The sequence below is a fragment of the Kitasatospora sp. NPDC023385 genome (assembly GCF_055664045.1).
The window spans coordinates 118,290-133,010 of record NZ_JBVOOL010000003.1; the positions used below are offsets into that span (position 1 = coordinate 118,290).

Consider the following 14,721-nt stretch of genomic DNA (forward strand, 5'->3'; position numbering starts at 1 on the left):
CGCACCGCCGCCGCCGCGCCCGGACAGGCCCCGCTGGGCCCGCCGTCAGGCCCGGCGTACCGCCCGCCACACCGCGGGCAGCGCCTCGGCCACCGCCAGGGCCGTCACCGGCGCGCCCGGCTCGCCCGCCGCCCGGCGGCCCGCCAGGCCGTGCAGGTAGGCGGCCACCGACGCGGCGTCCAGCGGCGCGAGGCCCGCCGCCAGGAGCGAGCCCGCCAGGCCGGCCAGGACGTCCCCGCTGCCGGCGGTGGCCAGCCAGGAGGTGCCGGTGGGGTTGACCCGGACGGCGCCGCCCGGGTCGGCGACCACCGTGGTGGAGCCCTTCAGCAGCACGGTCGCGCGGTAGGCGGCCGCCAGTCGGCGGGCGGTGGCCAGCCGGGCGGCGGCCAGGTCGTCGGCGGCCGGCGGCGGGGTGCCGTCGGCGCCCGCGAGCAGCCGGGCGGCCTCGCCGGTGTGCGGGGTGAGCAGGGTGGGCGCGGTGCGGCCGGCCAGTGCGTCCGGGCCGAGCCGGCCCAGCTCGGTGAGCCCGTCCGCGTCCACCAGCACCGGAACGTCGCTCGCCAGCGCCTCGGTCAGCGCCTGTCGCGCCCCCTCGCCGCCGCCCGGCCCGACCACCCAGGCCTGCACCCGCCCGGCCCCGGCCGGCCCGCCCTCGGTGACCAGGGTCTCCGGGTGGCGCCGCACCACCTCCTCGGCCGCCGTGCCGACGTACCGGACGGCGCCCGCACCGCCCCGCAGCGCCCCGGCGACCGCCAGCAGCGCCGCCCCCGGGTATGCCACCGAGCCGGCGGCCACCCCGACCACGCCGCGCCGGTACTTGTCGCTCTCCGCGCCCGGCAGCGGCAGCAGCGCCGCCACGTCGGCGTGCTGCAGGGCCGTCACGTCCGCCTCCGGCAGCTCCAGGCCGATGCCGACCAGCTGCACGGCGCCCGTGTACGAGGCCCCCGGGTCGACCAGCAGCCCGGGCTTGTACGTGCCGAAGCAGACCGTGACGTCGGCGCGCAGCGCCGCGCCCGGCACCTCGCCGGTGTCGGCGTCGACCCCGCTGGGGACGTCCACCGCCACCACGACGCCGCGCCGCGGGGCCCGCGCGTACGGCGCCGCCTCGGCGCGCAGCCCGCCCCGGCCGCCGATGCCGACGATGCCGTCCAGCACCAGGTCCGCGCGCGAGAAGTCGGCCAGGCCGACTTCCTGCTCCACCGTCACCCGCCCGCCGGCCGCCCGCAGCGCGGCCAGCCCGCCCGAGTGCGCCCGCTCCGGCGCCAGCAGCACCGCCGTCACCCGCGCCCCGCGCCGGGCCAGCGCGGCCCCGGCGTACAGCGCGTCGCCCCCGTTGTCGCCGCTGCCCGCCAGCACCGTCACCCGGCTGCCGTACACCCGCCCTCGACGGCGCGTCAGCAGCCGCGCACAGGTCGCGGCCAGCCCCGCGGCCGCCCGCTGCATCAGCGTGCCCTCGGGCAGCCGCGCCATCAGCGCGCCCTCGGCGGCCCGGACGGCTTCCACACGGTGTGCATGACGCATGACGGAACTCCTCCAGCAGTCGGCTACCGCCGACGCTAGCCCGCGTCACCACCTGACGGGAGCCGGGCCTGCGGCACACTTTCGCGTGACAACCACTTCGATCCCCACCGGCTTGAGTCCGTGCACCTACCTTGAGGCTCGACACGAACCAGCAGGAGGGAGAAGGGCCATGGTCGCCATGCCGGCAGTCGAGCACCCGTCGGGCGAGGACAGCCTCCTCCAGGCGTTTCTGGAGCTGGACACCCCGCCCGGCTTCAAGGCGGAGCTCATCGAAGAGGAGATCGTCGTGACGCCGCCACCGGACGGGGCCCACGAGACCGCGTTCTCGCTGCTCGCCAAGCAGTTCTTCCGCAAGGCCGCGATCGATCTGGACCTCTCGGGAAACAAGGGCCTGGTCATCGCCCCCAAGAGCCGCTTCATCCCGGACGGCACCGTGGTCCCGGTCAACCACTTCGAGAACACCGACTCCTGGGCCCCCGCCGAAGGTGTCCTACTCGTCTTCGAGATCAATTCGACCAACCCGCACAAGGACCGCGAACCCAAGCGCAAGGGTTACGCCGCTGCGGGAATCCCCAGCTACCTGCTGATCGACCGCAGCGAGGGCATGGTCACCCTCTTCACCCAACCCGAGGGCGAGGACTACCACACCCGGACCAAGGTCGAGTTCGGCAAGTCGATCGACCTGCGCGCCCCGTTCTCCTTCACGCTCGACACGGCGCCCCTGCGGTAGGACGCAGCCACCGCAGGGGCGCCGTGAGGCCGAGTGACTACTCGACGGTGACCGACTTCGCCAGGTTGCGCGGCTGGTCGACCTCGTGCCCCTTGGCCGTGGCCAGCTCGCAGGCGAAGACCTGCAGCGGGACGGTGGAGACCAGCGGCTGCAGCAGGGTCGGGGTGACCGGGATGCGGATCAGGTGGTCCGCGTACGGGACGACCGCCTCGTCGCCCTCCTCGGCGATCACGATCGTGCGGGCGCCGCGGGCCCGGATCTCCTGGATGTTGGAGACGATCTTGTCGTGCAGGATCGACCGCCCGCGCGGCGAGGGCACGACCACCACGACCGGCAGCCCCTCCTCGATCAGCGCGATCGGGCCGTGCTTGAGCTCGCCCGCCGCGAAGCCCTCGGCGTGCATGTACGCCAGCTCCTTGAGCTTGAGCGCGCCCTCCAGGGCCACCGGGAAGCCGACGTGGCGGCCGAGGAACAGCACCGAGCGGGCGTCGGCCAGCGAGCGGGCCAGCTCACGCACCGGCTCCATGGTCTCCAGGACCTGCTCGAGCTGCTTCGGCGCGTCGCCGAGCTCCTTGATGACGGCGAAGATCTCGTCGCCCCACTTGGTGCCGCGCACCTGGCCCAGGTACAGGGCGACCAGGTAGCAGGCGACCAGCTGGGTCAGGAACGCCTTGGTGGACGCGACCGCGACCTCCGGACCGGCGTGCGTGTACAGCACGGCGTCCGACTCGCGCGGGATGGTGGAGCCGTTCGTGTTGCAGATCGCCAGCACCTTGGCACCCTGCTCACGGGCGTGCCGCAGGGCCATCAGGGTGTCCATGGTCTCGCCGGACTGCGAGATGGCGATGACCAGCGTCCCCGGGCCCATGATCGGGTCGCGGTAGCGGAACTCGGAGGCGACCTCGACCTCGCAGGGGATGCGGGTCCAGTGCTCGATCGCGTACTTGGCGATCATGCCGGCGTGGAAGGCGGTGCCGCAGGCGACGATGACGACCTTGTCGACGGACCGCAGGTCGGCGTCGGAGATCCGCAGCTCGTCCAGGGTGAGCCGGCCGTCGGTGCCGATCCGGCCGAGCAGGGTGTCGGCCACGGCCTTCGGCTGCTCGGCGATCTCCTTGAGCATGAAGTAGTCGTAGCCGCCCTTCTCGGCGGCGGAGGCGTCCCAGTCGACGTGGTACTCGCGCACCTCGGCCGGGGTGCCGTCGAAGTCGGTGACGGTCACGCCCTCCCGACGCAGCTCGACGACCTGGTCCTGGCCCAGCTCGATCGCCTCGCGGGTGTGCGCGATGAAGGCGGCGACGTCCGAGGCGAGGAAGTTCTCGCCCTCGCCGCGGCCGACGACCAGCGGCGAGTTGCGGCGGGCGCCCACGACGACGTCCGGCGCGTCGGCGTGCACGGCCACCAGGGTGAATGCGCCCTCCAGCTGACGGCAGACCACGCGCATGGCCTCGGCGAGGTCGCCCTGGTAGGACTCGCCCAGCAGGTGGGCGACGACCTCGGTGTCGGTCTCGGACCGGAGGGTGTGGCCGCGCTCGGCGATCCCGGCGCGCAGCTGGGCGAAGTTCTCGATGATGCCGTTGTGCACCACCGCGACCCGCTGGTCGTCGTCCAGGTGGGGGTGGGCGTTGGCGTCCGTCGGACCGCCGTGGGTGGCCCAGCGGGTGTGGCCGATGCCGGTGGTGCCGCCGGGCAGAGGGGACTCGGCGAGCGACTTCTCCAGGTTGGCGAGCTTCCCGGCCCGCTTGTCGGTGGACAGGCTCCACTGCCCGTCGGAGTCCTGGACCTGCACCGCGACACCGGCCGAGTCGTAACCCCGGTATTCCAGGCGCTGCAGGCCTGCGATTACTACGTCGAGGGCGGACTGCGCGCCCACGTATCCAACAATTCCGCACATGCGTGCCAGCATAAGGGCGGTTCTGTGGCCGTATTCCCGTCTCGGGCGAACGCTGCGTGACCGACACCACAACCACGGTGAACGCCGCGACGGCTCACAATGGAGCATGTGCTGACCGAACTCTGTACGCGGGGCGCCACCACGCCCGGCCCGTCGCCGTCCCCCTACGTGGACCTCAGCCGGGCCGAGTGGAGCGCGCTGCGCGAGCGTACGCCGCTGCCGCTGACCGCCGAGGAGGTGGAGCAGCTGCGCGGCCTCGGCACCGCCCTCGACCTGGACGAGGTACGTGACGTCTACCTGCCGCTGTCGAGGCTGCTGAACCTGTACATCCACGCCACGCACGAACTGCGCGGCACCCTGGGCAAGTTCCTCGACACCCCGGACACCGAGCGCACCCGCACCCCGTTCATCATCGGGGTGGCCGGGTCCGTCGCCGTCGGCAAGTCGACGACCGCCCGCCTCCTGCAGGCCCTGCTCGCCCGCTGGCCCGAACACCCCCGGGTCGAGCTGGTCACCACCGACGGCTTCCTGCTGCCCAACGCCGAGCTGCGCCGCCGCGGCCTGATGGCCCGCAAGGGCTTCCCCGAGTCGTACGACCGCCGGGCGCTGACCCGCTTCGTCGCGGACGTGAAGGCGGGCAAGGAGCGGCTCAGCGCCCCGGTCTACTCGCACCTGGTGTACGACATCGTGCCGGACGAGCGGCTGACCGTGGAGCGCCCGGACATCCTGATCGTCGAGGGCCTGAACGTGCTCCAGCCGGCCCTGCCCGGCACCGACGGCCGCACCCGCCTCGCGGTCGCCGACTACTTCGACTTCTCGATCTACGTCGACGCCCGGACGGACGACATCGAGCACTGGTACCTGGACCGCTTCCGCAAGCTGCGGCAGACCGCCTTCCAGGACCCGAACTCCTACTTCCGCCGCTTCACCGAGGTGCCGGAGGAGGAGGCGATGGAGTACGGCCGACAGGTCTGGCGCACCATCAACAAGCCCAACCTGCTGGAGAACGTGCTGCCGACCCGCGGCCGGGCCACCCTGGTCCTGCAGAAGGGCGCGGACCACAAGGTCCGCCGGGCGCTGCTGCGCAAGCTCTGAGGCACCGCGAAGGCCCCCGCCGAGCCCTTGAACTCAAGAACCCAAGGAGCCCGGCGGGGGCCTTCGTCGCGTACCGGCTCAGCCCAGGTGGGTGCGCACCGCTTCGGCCAGCCGCTGCGCGACCGCCTCGGCCTGCACCGCGTCGGCGGCTTCGACCATCACCCGGACCAGCGGCTCGGTGCCCGACGAGCGCAGCAGCACCCGGCCGGTGGCGCCCAGTTCGGCCTCGGCTGCGGCGACGGCGGCCGCCAGCCCGGTGCTGGTGGCGACCCGGCTCTTGTCGACGCCCTTGACGTTGATCAGCACCTGCGGCAGCCGGGTCATCACGGTGGCCAGGTCGGCCAGCGGCTGCTTGGTGGCGGCCAGCCGGGCGCCCAGCATCAGGCCGGTGAGGGTGCCGTCGCCGGTGGTGGCGTGGTCCAGCAGGATGACGTGGCCGGACTGCTCGCCGCCCAGTGCGAAGCCGTGCTCCTTCATGGCCTCCAGCACGTAGCGGTCGCCGACGGCGGTCTCCACCAGGTCGATGCCCTCGCGCTCCATCGCCAGCTTGAAGCCGAGGTTGGACATCACGGTGGCCACCGCGGTGTTGCGGCGCAGGGTGCCGGCCTCCTTCATGGCGACCGCGAGGATGGCGATGATCTGGTCGCCGTCGACCTCGTTGCCGTCGGCGTCGGCGGCCAGGCAGCGGTCGGCGTCGCCGTCGAGGGCGATGCCGAAGTCGGCCCGGTACTCCTTCATCGCGACGCGCAGCCGGTCCAGGTGGGTGGAGCCGACGCCGTCGTTGATGTTGAGGCCGGTGGGCTCGGCCCCCAGGGTGTGGACGACCTCGGCGCCGGCCCGGGCGAAGGCCTCGGGGGCGACGTAGGCGGCCGCGCCGTGGGCGCCGTCGATGACGACCTTGACGCCGTCCAGGCGGTTGGGCAGCACGCCGATCAGGTGGGCGACGTACTTGTCGAAGCCCTCGGTGTACTCGCGGACCCGGCCGACGGCGGCGCCGGTCGGACGGTTCCAGTCCTCCTCGCCCAGCGTGTGCTTGCGGTAGTGGGTCTCGATCGCGTCCTCGATCCGGTCGTCCAGCTTGTGGCCGCCGCGGGCGAGGAACTTGATGCCGTTGTCCGGCATGGCGTTGTGGCTGGCGGACAGCATCACGCCGAAGTCGGCGCCGAGCGCGCCGGTGAGGTACGCCACGGCCGGGGTGGGCAGGACCCCGACCCGCAGGACGTCGACGCCGGCGCTCGCCAGGCCGGCGATGACGGCGGCTTCCAGGAACTCGCCCGAGGCACGCGGGTCACGGCCGACCACCGCGACCGGCCGGTGGCCCTCGAAGGCGCCGGCCTCGCCGAGCACGTGCGCGGCCGCGACCGACAGCCCGAGCGCGAGCTCCGCCGTCAGTCCCTCGTTGGCCACCCCGCGTACGCCGTCCGTACCGAAGAGTCGTCCCACTGTCCGTCCTCCATCACCACTGCTCGGAACCCAACCGACGATCCCGGCCGCCGCACAGGAGCCGGGGAACACGTCGCCCCGGAGTACACGTGGTACTCCGGGGCGACGGTTTCGCACATCCAGGGGGTGCACCGCCAGGGCGGAGCGCACCCCCGGGGGCGCGACTAGCGCTTGCTGTACTGCGGCGCCTTGCGGGCCTTCTTGAGACCGGCCTTCTTGCGCTCGACGGCGCGGGCGTCACGCATCAGGAAGCCGGCCTTCTTGAGGGCGGCGCGGTTGTTGTCCACGTCGGCCTCGTTCAGGGCGCGGGCGACGCCGAGGCGCAGCGCGTAGGCCTGGCCGGAGGTGCCGCCACCGCTGATGCGGGCGACGACGTCGTAACGGCCGTCCAGCTCGAGGAGCTTGAAGGGCTCGTTGACGGTCTGCTGGTGCACCTTGTTCGGGAAGTAGCCCTCGAGGGTGCGGCCGTTGATCTTCCACTGGCCGGTGCCGGGGACGATGCGCACGCGGGCGATCGCCTCCTTGCGACGGCCGAGGCCGGCGCCGGGGGTCGCCTCGCCGAAGCGGCCGGCCAGGGACTCGGAGGTGTAGCTCTCCTCGGAGGTGTACTCGCCCTCGACGGCCTCAGCGGCCTCGTCGAAGTCGACCTCAAGGGTTTCAGTGGTCTCGGCCACGATGTTCCTCAGCTCTTTTCAGTGTTGGGGGGCTTGGTGGCCGAATTACTGCGCGACCTGGGTGATCTCGAACGGCACCGGCTGCTGGGCAGCGTGCGGGTGCTGGTCGCCCGAGTAGACCTTGAGCTTCGAGAGCATCTGACGGCCCAGGCTGTTCTTGGGGATCATGCCCTTGATGGCCTTCTCGACGGCCTTCTCCGGGTTGTTCGCCAGCAGGTCGTCGTAGCGCACCGAGCGCAGACCGCCCGGGAAGCCCGAGTGGCGGTAGGCCAGCTTCTGGGTCTTCTTGTTACCGGACAGGTGCACCTTGTCGGCGTTGATGATGATGACGAAGTCACCAGTGTCAACGTGCGGCGCGTAGATCGCCTTGTGCTTGCCCCGGAGGAGGTTGGCGGCCTGGGACGCCAGGCGGCCGAGCACGACGTCGGTCGCGTCGATGACGTGCCACTGACGCTGGACGTCGCCGGGCTTGGGGCTGTACGTACGCACGGTCGTAGCCTTCGCTTTTCAGTGAGTGAGTCCTGACAGGAGCACCCGGTCGGTAGAGCAGCCTGGCCAACCTTGGACGCAATTCAAGGGGGACCGCTGGTCGAGGACCTGATGTCTCCGGCGTACCGACCTCTCACGTGAGATAGAGCGAGCCAATACGCACATCAAGCGTCCAGGTTACCGGCCCGGCCCGAAGGGGTCAAAAAACGCCTGGCGCCCCCCGCGTCGTCACTCAGCGTTCGCGCTCCACCCGGGCGACGTCCCACACCGGATCCGACGACTCGTAGACCCGGCCGTCGGCGCCGAACACCAGGAAGCGGTCGAAGCTCCTGGCGAACCAGCGGTCGTGGGTGACGCACAGCACGGTGCCGTCGAAGGCCTCCAGCCCGGCCTGCAGCGCCTCGGCGCTCTCCAGGTCCAGGTTGTCGGTCGGTTCGTCGAGCAACAGGGCCGTCACACCGGAGAGTTCGAGCTTGAGGATCATCAGCCGGGCCTGCTGCCCGCCGGACAGCGACTCGAACTTCTGCTCCTCCTGGCGGTCCAGTTCGTACCGGCGCAGCGCGCCCATCGCGGCGCCGCGACCGAGCGCGTGCTCCTCCTCGATGATCGAGCGCACGGTACGGCCGAACAGCTCCGGGTGCGCGTGGGTCTGCCGGAAGTGGCCGGGGACGACCCGGGCGCCCAGCTTCCAGTCGCCGGTGTGCGCGACCGTCGCGTCGCCGGCCAGCAGCCGCAGGAAGTGCGACTTGCCGGAGCCGTTGGAGCCGAGCACCGCGACCCGCTCGCCGTAGAAGACCTCCAGGTCGAAGGGCTTCATCAGGCCGGTGAGCTCCAGCTGCTCCACGGTGAAGGCCCGGACCCCGGTGCGGCCGCCCTTGAGCCGCATGGTGATGCTCTGCTCGCGCGGCGGCGTCTCCGGCGGGCCGGCGTCCTCGAACTTCTTCAGCCTGGTCTGCGCGGCCGAGTAGCGGGAGGCCATCTCGTGGCTGACCGAGGCGGCCTGGCGCAGGGTGACGACCAGCTTTTTGAGCTTGGCGTGCTCCTCGTCCCAGCGGCGGCGCAGCTCCTCGAAGCGCTCGAAGCGGGCCTTGCGGGCCTCGTGGAAGGTGTCGAAGCCGCCGCCGTGCACCCAGACGCTGCTGCCGGTGGCGCCCGTCTCGACGGCGATGATCTTGTCGGCGGTCTCGGACAGCAGCTCGCGGTCGTGCGAGATGAACAGCACGGTCTTCGAGGTGGCCTTGATCGCCTCCTCCAGCCAGCGCTTGGCGGGCACGTCCAGGTAGTTGTCGGGCTCGTCGAGCAGCAGCACCTCGTCGGGGCCGCGCAGCAGCGCCTCCAGCACGAGCCGCTTCTGCTCGCCGCCGGAGAGGGTGTTGAGGCCGCGCCACTGGGCCTTGTCGAAGGGCATGCCGAGGGCCGCCATGGTGCAGACGTCCCAGTCGGTCTCGTAGTCGTAGCCGCCGACGTCGGCCCAGTCGGAGAGCGCCTGGGCGTAGGCCATCTGCGTCTTCTCGTCGTCCTGGGCGATCATCGCCAGCTCGGCGGCGTCCACCGCGCGGGCAGCCACGGCGATCCGCTCGGGGGCGACGGACACCAGCAGGTCGCGCACCGAGGCGTCCGCGGGCAGCGCGCCCGGGGTGGACTGCTGGTCCTCGCGGCCGGTGGTGCCGACGAACTGGCGCATCACGCCGAGCCCGCCGCTGATCGTCACCGAGCCGCCGTGCGGCTGGAGGTCCCCGGCGATCATCCGCAGCAGCGTGGTCTTGCCGGCGCCGTTCGCGCCGACCAGGGCGACCGCGGCGCCCTCGCCGACCCGGAAGGACGCGTCGTCGAACAGCACCCGCCCGTCCGGCAGGTAGTACTCCAGGTGCGAAATCTCGACGTGTCCCATGCGGACGATTGTCCCAAGCGGACGCGCCGGGCCAAAACGGATTTAGGCTCCGCTCTCGGGCTCCCGCCCGACGGCGGGCGGCTGCCCCGGCAGGGTGCGCATCCGCCGGGCCTGCCGGTTGCGCTCGGCCAGCTGGTCGTCCGGCGGGTAGCCGACCTCCTCCAGCGTGAGGCCGTACGGCCGGATCACGTTGACGGCGGAGTTGCGCACCCCGCCGGCCAGCACCTCGCCGGGGAACTCCACCGGCCGGTGTCCGTCACCGACCAGCAGCATCGCGCCGACCAGCGCCCGCACCATGTTGTGGCAGAAGGCGTCGGCCCGGACGGTGGCGACCGCGAGCGAGCCCTCCTGGGCAGCGTAGGGGTCCACCGGGACGCGGTCCCAGCGCAGTTCGAGCAGGGTGCGGATGGTGGTGGCGCCCTCGCGCTTCTTGCAGTACGCGGCGAAGTCGTGCTCACCGAGCAGCAGTCGCGCCGCCGCGTTCATCTTCTCCAGGTCCAGCGGGCGGTCGTGCCAGAGCACGTGGCCGCGCAACAGCGGGTCCACCCCGCCCTGGTGGTCGGCGACCCGGTAGGCGTACCGGCGCCAGATCGCCGAGAAGCGGGCGTCGAAGCCGGCCGGCGCCTCGCCGACCCGGTAGATCCGGACGTCCCCGGGCAGCCGGCCGGCCAGCCGGCGCAGCAGCTTCTCCCGGTGCGCCTCCCACAGTTCGGCCGGCAGGTCGACGTGCGCGACCTGGCCGCGGGCGTGCACCCCGGCGTCGGTGCGGCCGGCCACGGTCAGCGGGAACGGTTCCGGGCTGCGGGTGACGATCTGCAGTGCACTCTCGATCTCCTCCTGGACCGTGCGGCGGCCGCCCTTCTGCCGGGCCCAGCCGGAGAACTCGGCGCCGTGGTAGGCGAGGTCGAGGCGGACCCGGACGTGCCCGTCGGCCGGGCCGTCCTTCACCGGCGGCTGCTCGGCGCAATCGTTGACCACTGCTTCTCTTCTCCCTGGGAACGAGGAACGGGCCCGCTCCCCCACGAATGGGAGAACGGGCCCGCAACACCTGGAGGTGTCAGGCCTGCCCGGCGGCCTCGGCCTCGTCGGCCTTGCCGGCCTCGTCAGCGTTGGCAGCGGCGGCCTGGTCGGCCTCCTTGACGGCGCGCTTGGTGGCGGCCTCGGCCTCGCCGACGGCGTTCTGCGCGACGGTCAGCGACTCGACCAGCTCGATCACGGCCATCGGGGCGTTGTCGCCACGACGGGGACCGATCTTGGTGATACGGGTGTAGCCACCCGGGCGGTTCTCGTAGCGCGGCGCGATCTCGGTGAAGAGGGTGTGCAGCACGGCGATGTCGGTGATCGTCTTGCGCACCAGGCGACGGTTGTGGATGTCGCCCTTCTTCGCCTTGGTGATCAGCTTCTCCGCCAGCGGGCGCATCCGACGGGCCTTGGCCTCGGTCGTGGTGATGCGGCCGTACTGGAACAGCTCCCGGCACAGACCGGCGAGCAGCAGCGGCTCGTGGTGCGGGCCGCCGCCGAGGCGGGCACCCTTGGTGGGACGCGGCATGGATTACTCCTCGAATCTCCGACTACGGCCGTATCAGGTACCGCAGCGGGCGTACGGGCACTGTGCCCGCACGACTTTCACGACGACGGGGGCGGTTCCGGGGAACCGCCCCCGCGGCCAAATCTCTTAGTACTGCTCGGTCTCCGCGTAACCCGCGTCGTCCAGGTCGTCGGCGCCGAAGGCGTCGGCGGCGGCGGTCGGGTCGAACCCGGGCGGGCTGTCCTTGAGGGCCAGGCCCATGCCGGCCAGCTTCGCCTTGACCTCGTCGATCGACTTCGCACCAAAGTTGCGGATGTCGAGCAGGTCGGCCTCGGAGCGGGCGACGAGCTCACCCACGGTGTGGATGCCCTCGCGCTTGAGGCAGTTGTACGACCGAACGGTGAGCTCGAGCTCCTCGATCGGCAGCGCCAGGTCGGCGGCCAGGGCGGCGTCCGTGGGGGACGGGCCCATGTCGATGCCCTCGGCGTCGATGTTCAGCTCGCGGGCGAGACCGAACAGCTCCACCAGGGTCTTGCCGGCCGAGGCCATGGCGTCACGCGGGCGCATGGCGGGCTTGGTCTCGACGTCGACGATCAGCTTGTCGAAGTCGGTCCGCTGCTCGACACGGGTGGCCTCGACCTTGTAGGTGACCTTCAGCACGGGGCTGTAGATCGAGTCGACCGGGATGCGGCCGATCTCCTGGCCGGAGGCCTTGTTCTGGACGGCGGAGACGTAGCCGCGACCGCGCTCGACGGTCAGCTCCATCTCCAGCTTGCCCTTGCCGTTGAGCGTGGCGAGGACCAGCTCCGGGTTGTGCACCTCGACACCCGCCGGCGGGGCGATGTCGGCGGCGGTGACGACACCCGGGCCCTGCTTGCGCAGGTACATCACGACCGGCTCGTCGTGCTCCGAGGAGACGACCAGCTGCTTGATGTTGAGGATGAGGTCGGTCACGTCCTCCTTGACGCCCGGCACGGTGGTGAACTCGTGCAGGACGCCGTCGACGCGGATGCTGGTGACAGCGGCACCCGGGATCGACGACAGGAGCGTGCGGCGCAGGGAGTTGCCGAGGGTGTAGCCGAAGCCCGGCTCCAGCGGCTCGATCACGAACCGCGAGCGGAACTCGTCGACGACCTCTTCGGTCAGCGAGGGGCGCTGAGCGATAAGCATGGGGGATGTTCCTCCGATTGTATCCGGCACCCACTATTTGATGCCGACAGGACCAAGCGTACGGGCTCCCGCGAGCAGCGACGAATCACTGCGTGGGAGCCCGTACGAAGGTTTGAAGCAAACCCGGCGTGCCCGAAGGCGCTGCGTCAGACGCGGCGGCGCTTCGGCGGACGGCAGCCGTTGTGCGGGGTGGGGGTGACGTCCTGGATCGAGCCGACCTCCAGGCCGGTGGCCTGGAGCGAACGGATCGCGGTCTCGCGGCCGGAGCCCGGACCCTTCACGAAGACGTCAACCTTGCGCATGCCGTGCTCCTGCGCGCGACGGGCAGCGGCCTCGGCGGCCATCTGCGCGGCGAACGGGGTGGACTTGCGCGAGCCCTTGAAGCCGACGTGGCCGGCGGAGGCCCAGGAGATCACGTTGCCCGCGGGGTCGGTGATCGAAACGATGGTGTTGTTGAACGTGCTCTTGATGTGCGCGTGGCCGTGAGCGACGTTCTTCTTTTCCTTGCGGCGGATCTTCTTCGCGCCGGCAGCCTGACGACCCTTGGGGGGCATAAGTCTGTTCTCCTACTGAGGTGGTCGGTCCGCTGACCCGCGGGCCGGAGGGATGTCCGGTGACGGGACGGACTACTTCTTGCCCGGCTTCTTCTTGCCGGCGATCGCGCGACGCGGGCCCTTGCGGGTACGCGCGTTGGTGTGGGTGCGCTGGCCGCGGACCGGCAGGCCACGGCGGTGACGCAGACCCTCGTAGCAGCCGATCTCGACCTTGCGGCGGATGTCGGCGGCCACCTCACGGCGGAGGTCACCCTCGACCGTGTAGTTGGCGTCGATGTACTGACCCAGCTTGACGAGGTCTTCCTCGGAGATGTCGCGAACGCGGACATCCGGGTTGACGCCGGTCTCGGCCAGGGTCTGCTGAGCGCGGGTACGACCGATGCCGTACACGTAGGTAAGGGCGATCTCGATCCGCTTCTCACGGGGGAGATCAACGCCGGCGAGGCGTGCCATTCAAGGCTCCTGTGTTTCTTCAGAGGTCTTGCGTGCTACCTACCCCTTCGCCTCTCGACGATGGAGCCCCGGCCTCTGACCGGGGGCGGCAGTCCGTCCACGGGGGACGGATCGGGTAGCCCGCTTATGACGTTTTTCGCGTCGCGCGAAGTACTACGAGAAATGCTGGGGAGAGATCAGCCCTGGCGCTGCTTGTGACGCAGGTTGTCGCAGATCACCATGACCCGGCCGTGACGGCGGATCACCTTGCACTTGTCGCAGATCTTCTTGACGCTCGGCTTGACCTTCATGTTCAGGTTCTCCGGGTCTAGATCTGACGTTCTTACTTGTAGCGGTAGACGATCCGGCCGCGCGTGAGGTCGTAGGGGCTGAGCTCCACGACGACCCGGTCGTCCGGCAGGATGCGGATGTAGTGCATGCGCATCTTGCCACTGATGTGCGCGAGGACCTTGTGACCGTTCTGCAGCTCGACCTTGAACATCGCGTTCGGAAGAGACTCGATCACGGTGCCCTCGATCTCAATGGCGCCTTGCTTCTTAGCCATGAACTGCGAGATCCACCTTCCGGGACCGGCTACCGTATGCGGAACGCTCGTGCGAACCTGGGTTCACCCCGTCCCCGGAGGGAAGAGGGCGCGCTGAAGCACGCTACGAGTGAGCCGACGGTCCATCCTACGCCAGCGCGTCCGGTGGACCAAAACGGGGGCCCCGCGGAGCGGTGCACGTCACTCCTGCCACGTCAGAACCCGACGGGGGCGGGCAGCGGCTCGACGTGGGCGGTGCAGGCCGAGCAGCGTCGGGCGGCCTGGGGTATCTCGGTCAGGCACTCCGGGCAGGGGCGCTTCGGGGCCTTCGGCTTCTTCGGCAGGTAGCGCGCCGTCGCCTTGGTGATCGGCAGCACCACGCAGAAGTAGAGCACCGCGGCGGTCATGACGAACGCGATCAGCACGTTGAGGAACTGGCCGTAGGGGAAGGTGACCCCGGCCACCGTCGCCTTGTACGAACTGAAGTCGCCAGCCGCGCCGACCACCACGCCCACCAGCGGGGTGAGGAAGGCGGACACGAAGCCGGTCACCACCGCGGTGAACGCGGCACCGATGACCACACCGACGGCCATGTCGACGACGTTGCCGCGCATCATGAAGTCGCGGAATCCCTTGAGCACGTGTTCTCTCCTGCATCGCTCGTAAACCGGTCGGACCGCAGCGGACCACTGCCAGCCGATAAAAATAGGACAAAAGCCCTGGAGGTCCAAACCTCCAGGGCTCTGATTCCTCGTC

At 70.8% G+C, this 14,721-nt stretch carries 16 protein-coding genes; 2 read left to right on the plus strand and 14 right to left on the minus strand.

What is annotated here, in order from left to right:
* Positions 1-45: 45 nt before the first annotated feature.
* On the minus strand, positions 46-1,521 hold the full coding sequence (locus AC0B61_RS06410) for an NAD(P)H-hydrate dehydratase (protein ID WP_471739481.1): 1,476 nt from the start codon (positions 1,519-1,521) through the stop codon (positions 46-48).
* A gap of 169 nt (positions 1,522-1,690) precedes the next feature.
* Here AC0B61_RS06410 and AC0B61_RS06415 point away from each other — a divergent pair, with 169 nt between their 5' ends.
* The gene (locus tag AC0B61_RS06415; protein ID WP_471739482.1) at positions 1,691-2,251 is read left to right on the plus strand and encodes a Uma2 family endonuclease; all 561 of its coding nucleotides are present in this window, start codon (positions 1,691-1,693) and stop codon (positions 2,249-2,251) included.
* Positions 2,252-2,288: 37 nt separating this feature from the next.
* On the opposite strand, the gene glmS is transcribed toward AC0B61_RS06415, so the two are convergent.
* Positions 2,289-4,145, minus strand: a complete 1,857-nt coding sequence (gene glmS, locus AC0B61_RS06420) for a glutamine--fructose-6-phosphate transaminase (isomerizing) (RefSeq protein WP_471739483.1) — start codon at positions 4,143-4,145, stop codon at positions 2,289-2,291.
* 99 nt (positions 4,146-4,244) lie between these two features.
* On the opposite strand from glmS, the gene coaA reads away from it, so the two are divergent.
* A complete protein-coding gene (gene coaA / locus AC0B61_RS06425; protein ID WP_471739484.1) occupies positions 4,245-5,240 on the plus strand; it encodes a type I pantothenate kinase in 996 nt (331 codons plus the stop codon).
* Positions 5,241-5,318: 78 nt separating this feature from the next.
* Here the strand turns inward: coaA and glmM are convergent, their stop codons facing one another.
* From glmM to mscL, 12 genes are all read right to left on the minus strand, one after another.
* The gene (gene glmM, locus AC0B61_RS06430; protein ID WP_471739485.1) at positions 5,319-6,683 is read right to left on the minus strand and encodes a phosphoglucosamine mutase; all 1,365 of its coding nucleotides are present in this window, start codon (positions 6,681-6,683) and stop codon (positions 5,319-5,321) included.
* A gap of 164 nt (positions 6,684-6,847) precedes the next feature.
* Positions 6,848-7,357, minus strand: coding sequence for a 30S ribosomal protein S9 (gene rpsI, locus AC0B61_RS06435; RefSeq protein ID WP_471739486.1), 510 nt, complete (start codon positions 7,355-7,357; stop codon positions 6,848-6,850).
* 45 nt (positions 7,358-7,402) lie between these two features.
* A complete protein-coding gene (gene rplM / locus AC0B61_RS06440; RefSeq protein WP_030055846.1) occupies positions 7,403-7,846 on the minus strand; it encodes a 50S ribosomal protein L13 in 444 nt (147 codons plus the stop codon).
* 232 nt (positions 7,847-8,078) lie between these two features.
* Positions 8,079-9,737 carry an ABC-F family ATP-binding cassette domain-containing protein gene (locus AC0B61_RS06445; RefSeq protein WP_471739487.1) on the minus strand — a complete coding sequence of 553 codons (1,659 nt, stop codon included), beginning with the start codon at positions 9,735-9,737 and terminating at the stop codon, positions 8,079-8,081.
* Between the two features lie 42 nt (positions 9,738-9,779).
* Positions 9,780-10,715: a tRNA pseudouridine(38-40) synthase TruA gene (gene truA / locus AC0B61_RS06450; protein ID WP_471739488.1), complete on the minus strand. Its 936-nt coding sequence runs from the start codon at positions 10,713-10,715 to the stop codon at positions 9,780-9,782.
* Between the two features lie 79 nt (positions 10,716-10,794).
* Complete coding sequence (gene rplQ / locus AC0B61_RS06455; protein WP_471739489.1) at positions 10,795-11,286, minus strand: 50S ribosomal protein L17; 492 nt, start codon at positions 11,284-11,286, stop codon at positions 10,795-10,797.
* 126 nt (positions 11,287-11,412) lie between these two features.
* A complete protein-coding gene (locus AC0B61_RS06460) occupies positions 11,413-12,435 on the minus strand; it encodes a DNA-directed RNA polymerase subunit alpha (RefSeq protein ID WP_030232516.1) in 1,023 nt (340 codons plus the stop codon).
* A gap of 146 nt (positions 12,436-12,581) precedes the next feature.
* Positions 12,582-12,989, minus strand: a complete 408-nt coding sequence (gene rpsK, locus AC0B61_RS06465; protein WP_030232513.1) for a 30S ribosomal protein S11 — start codon at positions 12,987-12,989, stop codon at positions 12,582-12,584.
* Positions 12,990-13,061: 72 nt separating this feature from the next.
* Entirely contained in the window at positions 13,062-13,442 is a 381-nt protein-coding gene (gene rpsM, locus AC0B61_RS06470) for a 30S ribosomal protein S13 (protein WP_030232510.1), read from the minus strand.
* A 176-nt stretch (positions 13,443-13,618) separates the two neighbouring features.
* Complete coding sequence (gene rpmJ / locus AC0B61_RS06475) at positions 13,619-13,732, minus strand: 50S ribosomal protein L36 (RefSeq protein ID WP_003956441.1); 114 nt, start codon at positions 13,730-13,732, stop codon at positions 13,619-13,621.
* Positions 13,733-13,764: 32 nt separating this feature from the next.
* Positions 13,765-13,986, minus strand: coding sequence for a translation initiation factor IF-1 (gene infA, locus AC0B61_RS06480; protein ID WP_003956442.1), 222 nt, complete (start codon positions 13,984-13,986; stop codon positions 13,765-13,767).
* Between the two features lie 194 nt (positions 13,987-14,180).
* The gene (gene mscL / locus AC0B61_RS06485; protein ID WP_471739490.1) at positions 14,181-14,606 is read right to left on the minus strand and encodes a large conductance mechanosensitive channel protein MscL; all 426 of its coding nucleotides are present in this window, start codon (positions 14,604-14,606) and stop codon (positions 14,181-14,183) included.
* Positions 14,607-14,721 lie beyond the last annotated feature (115 nt).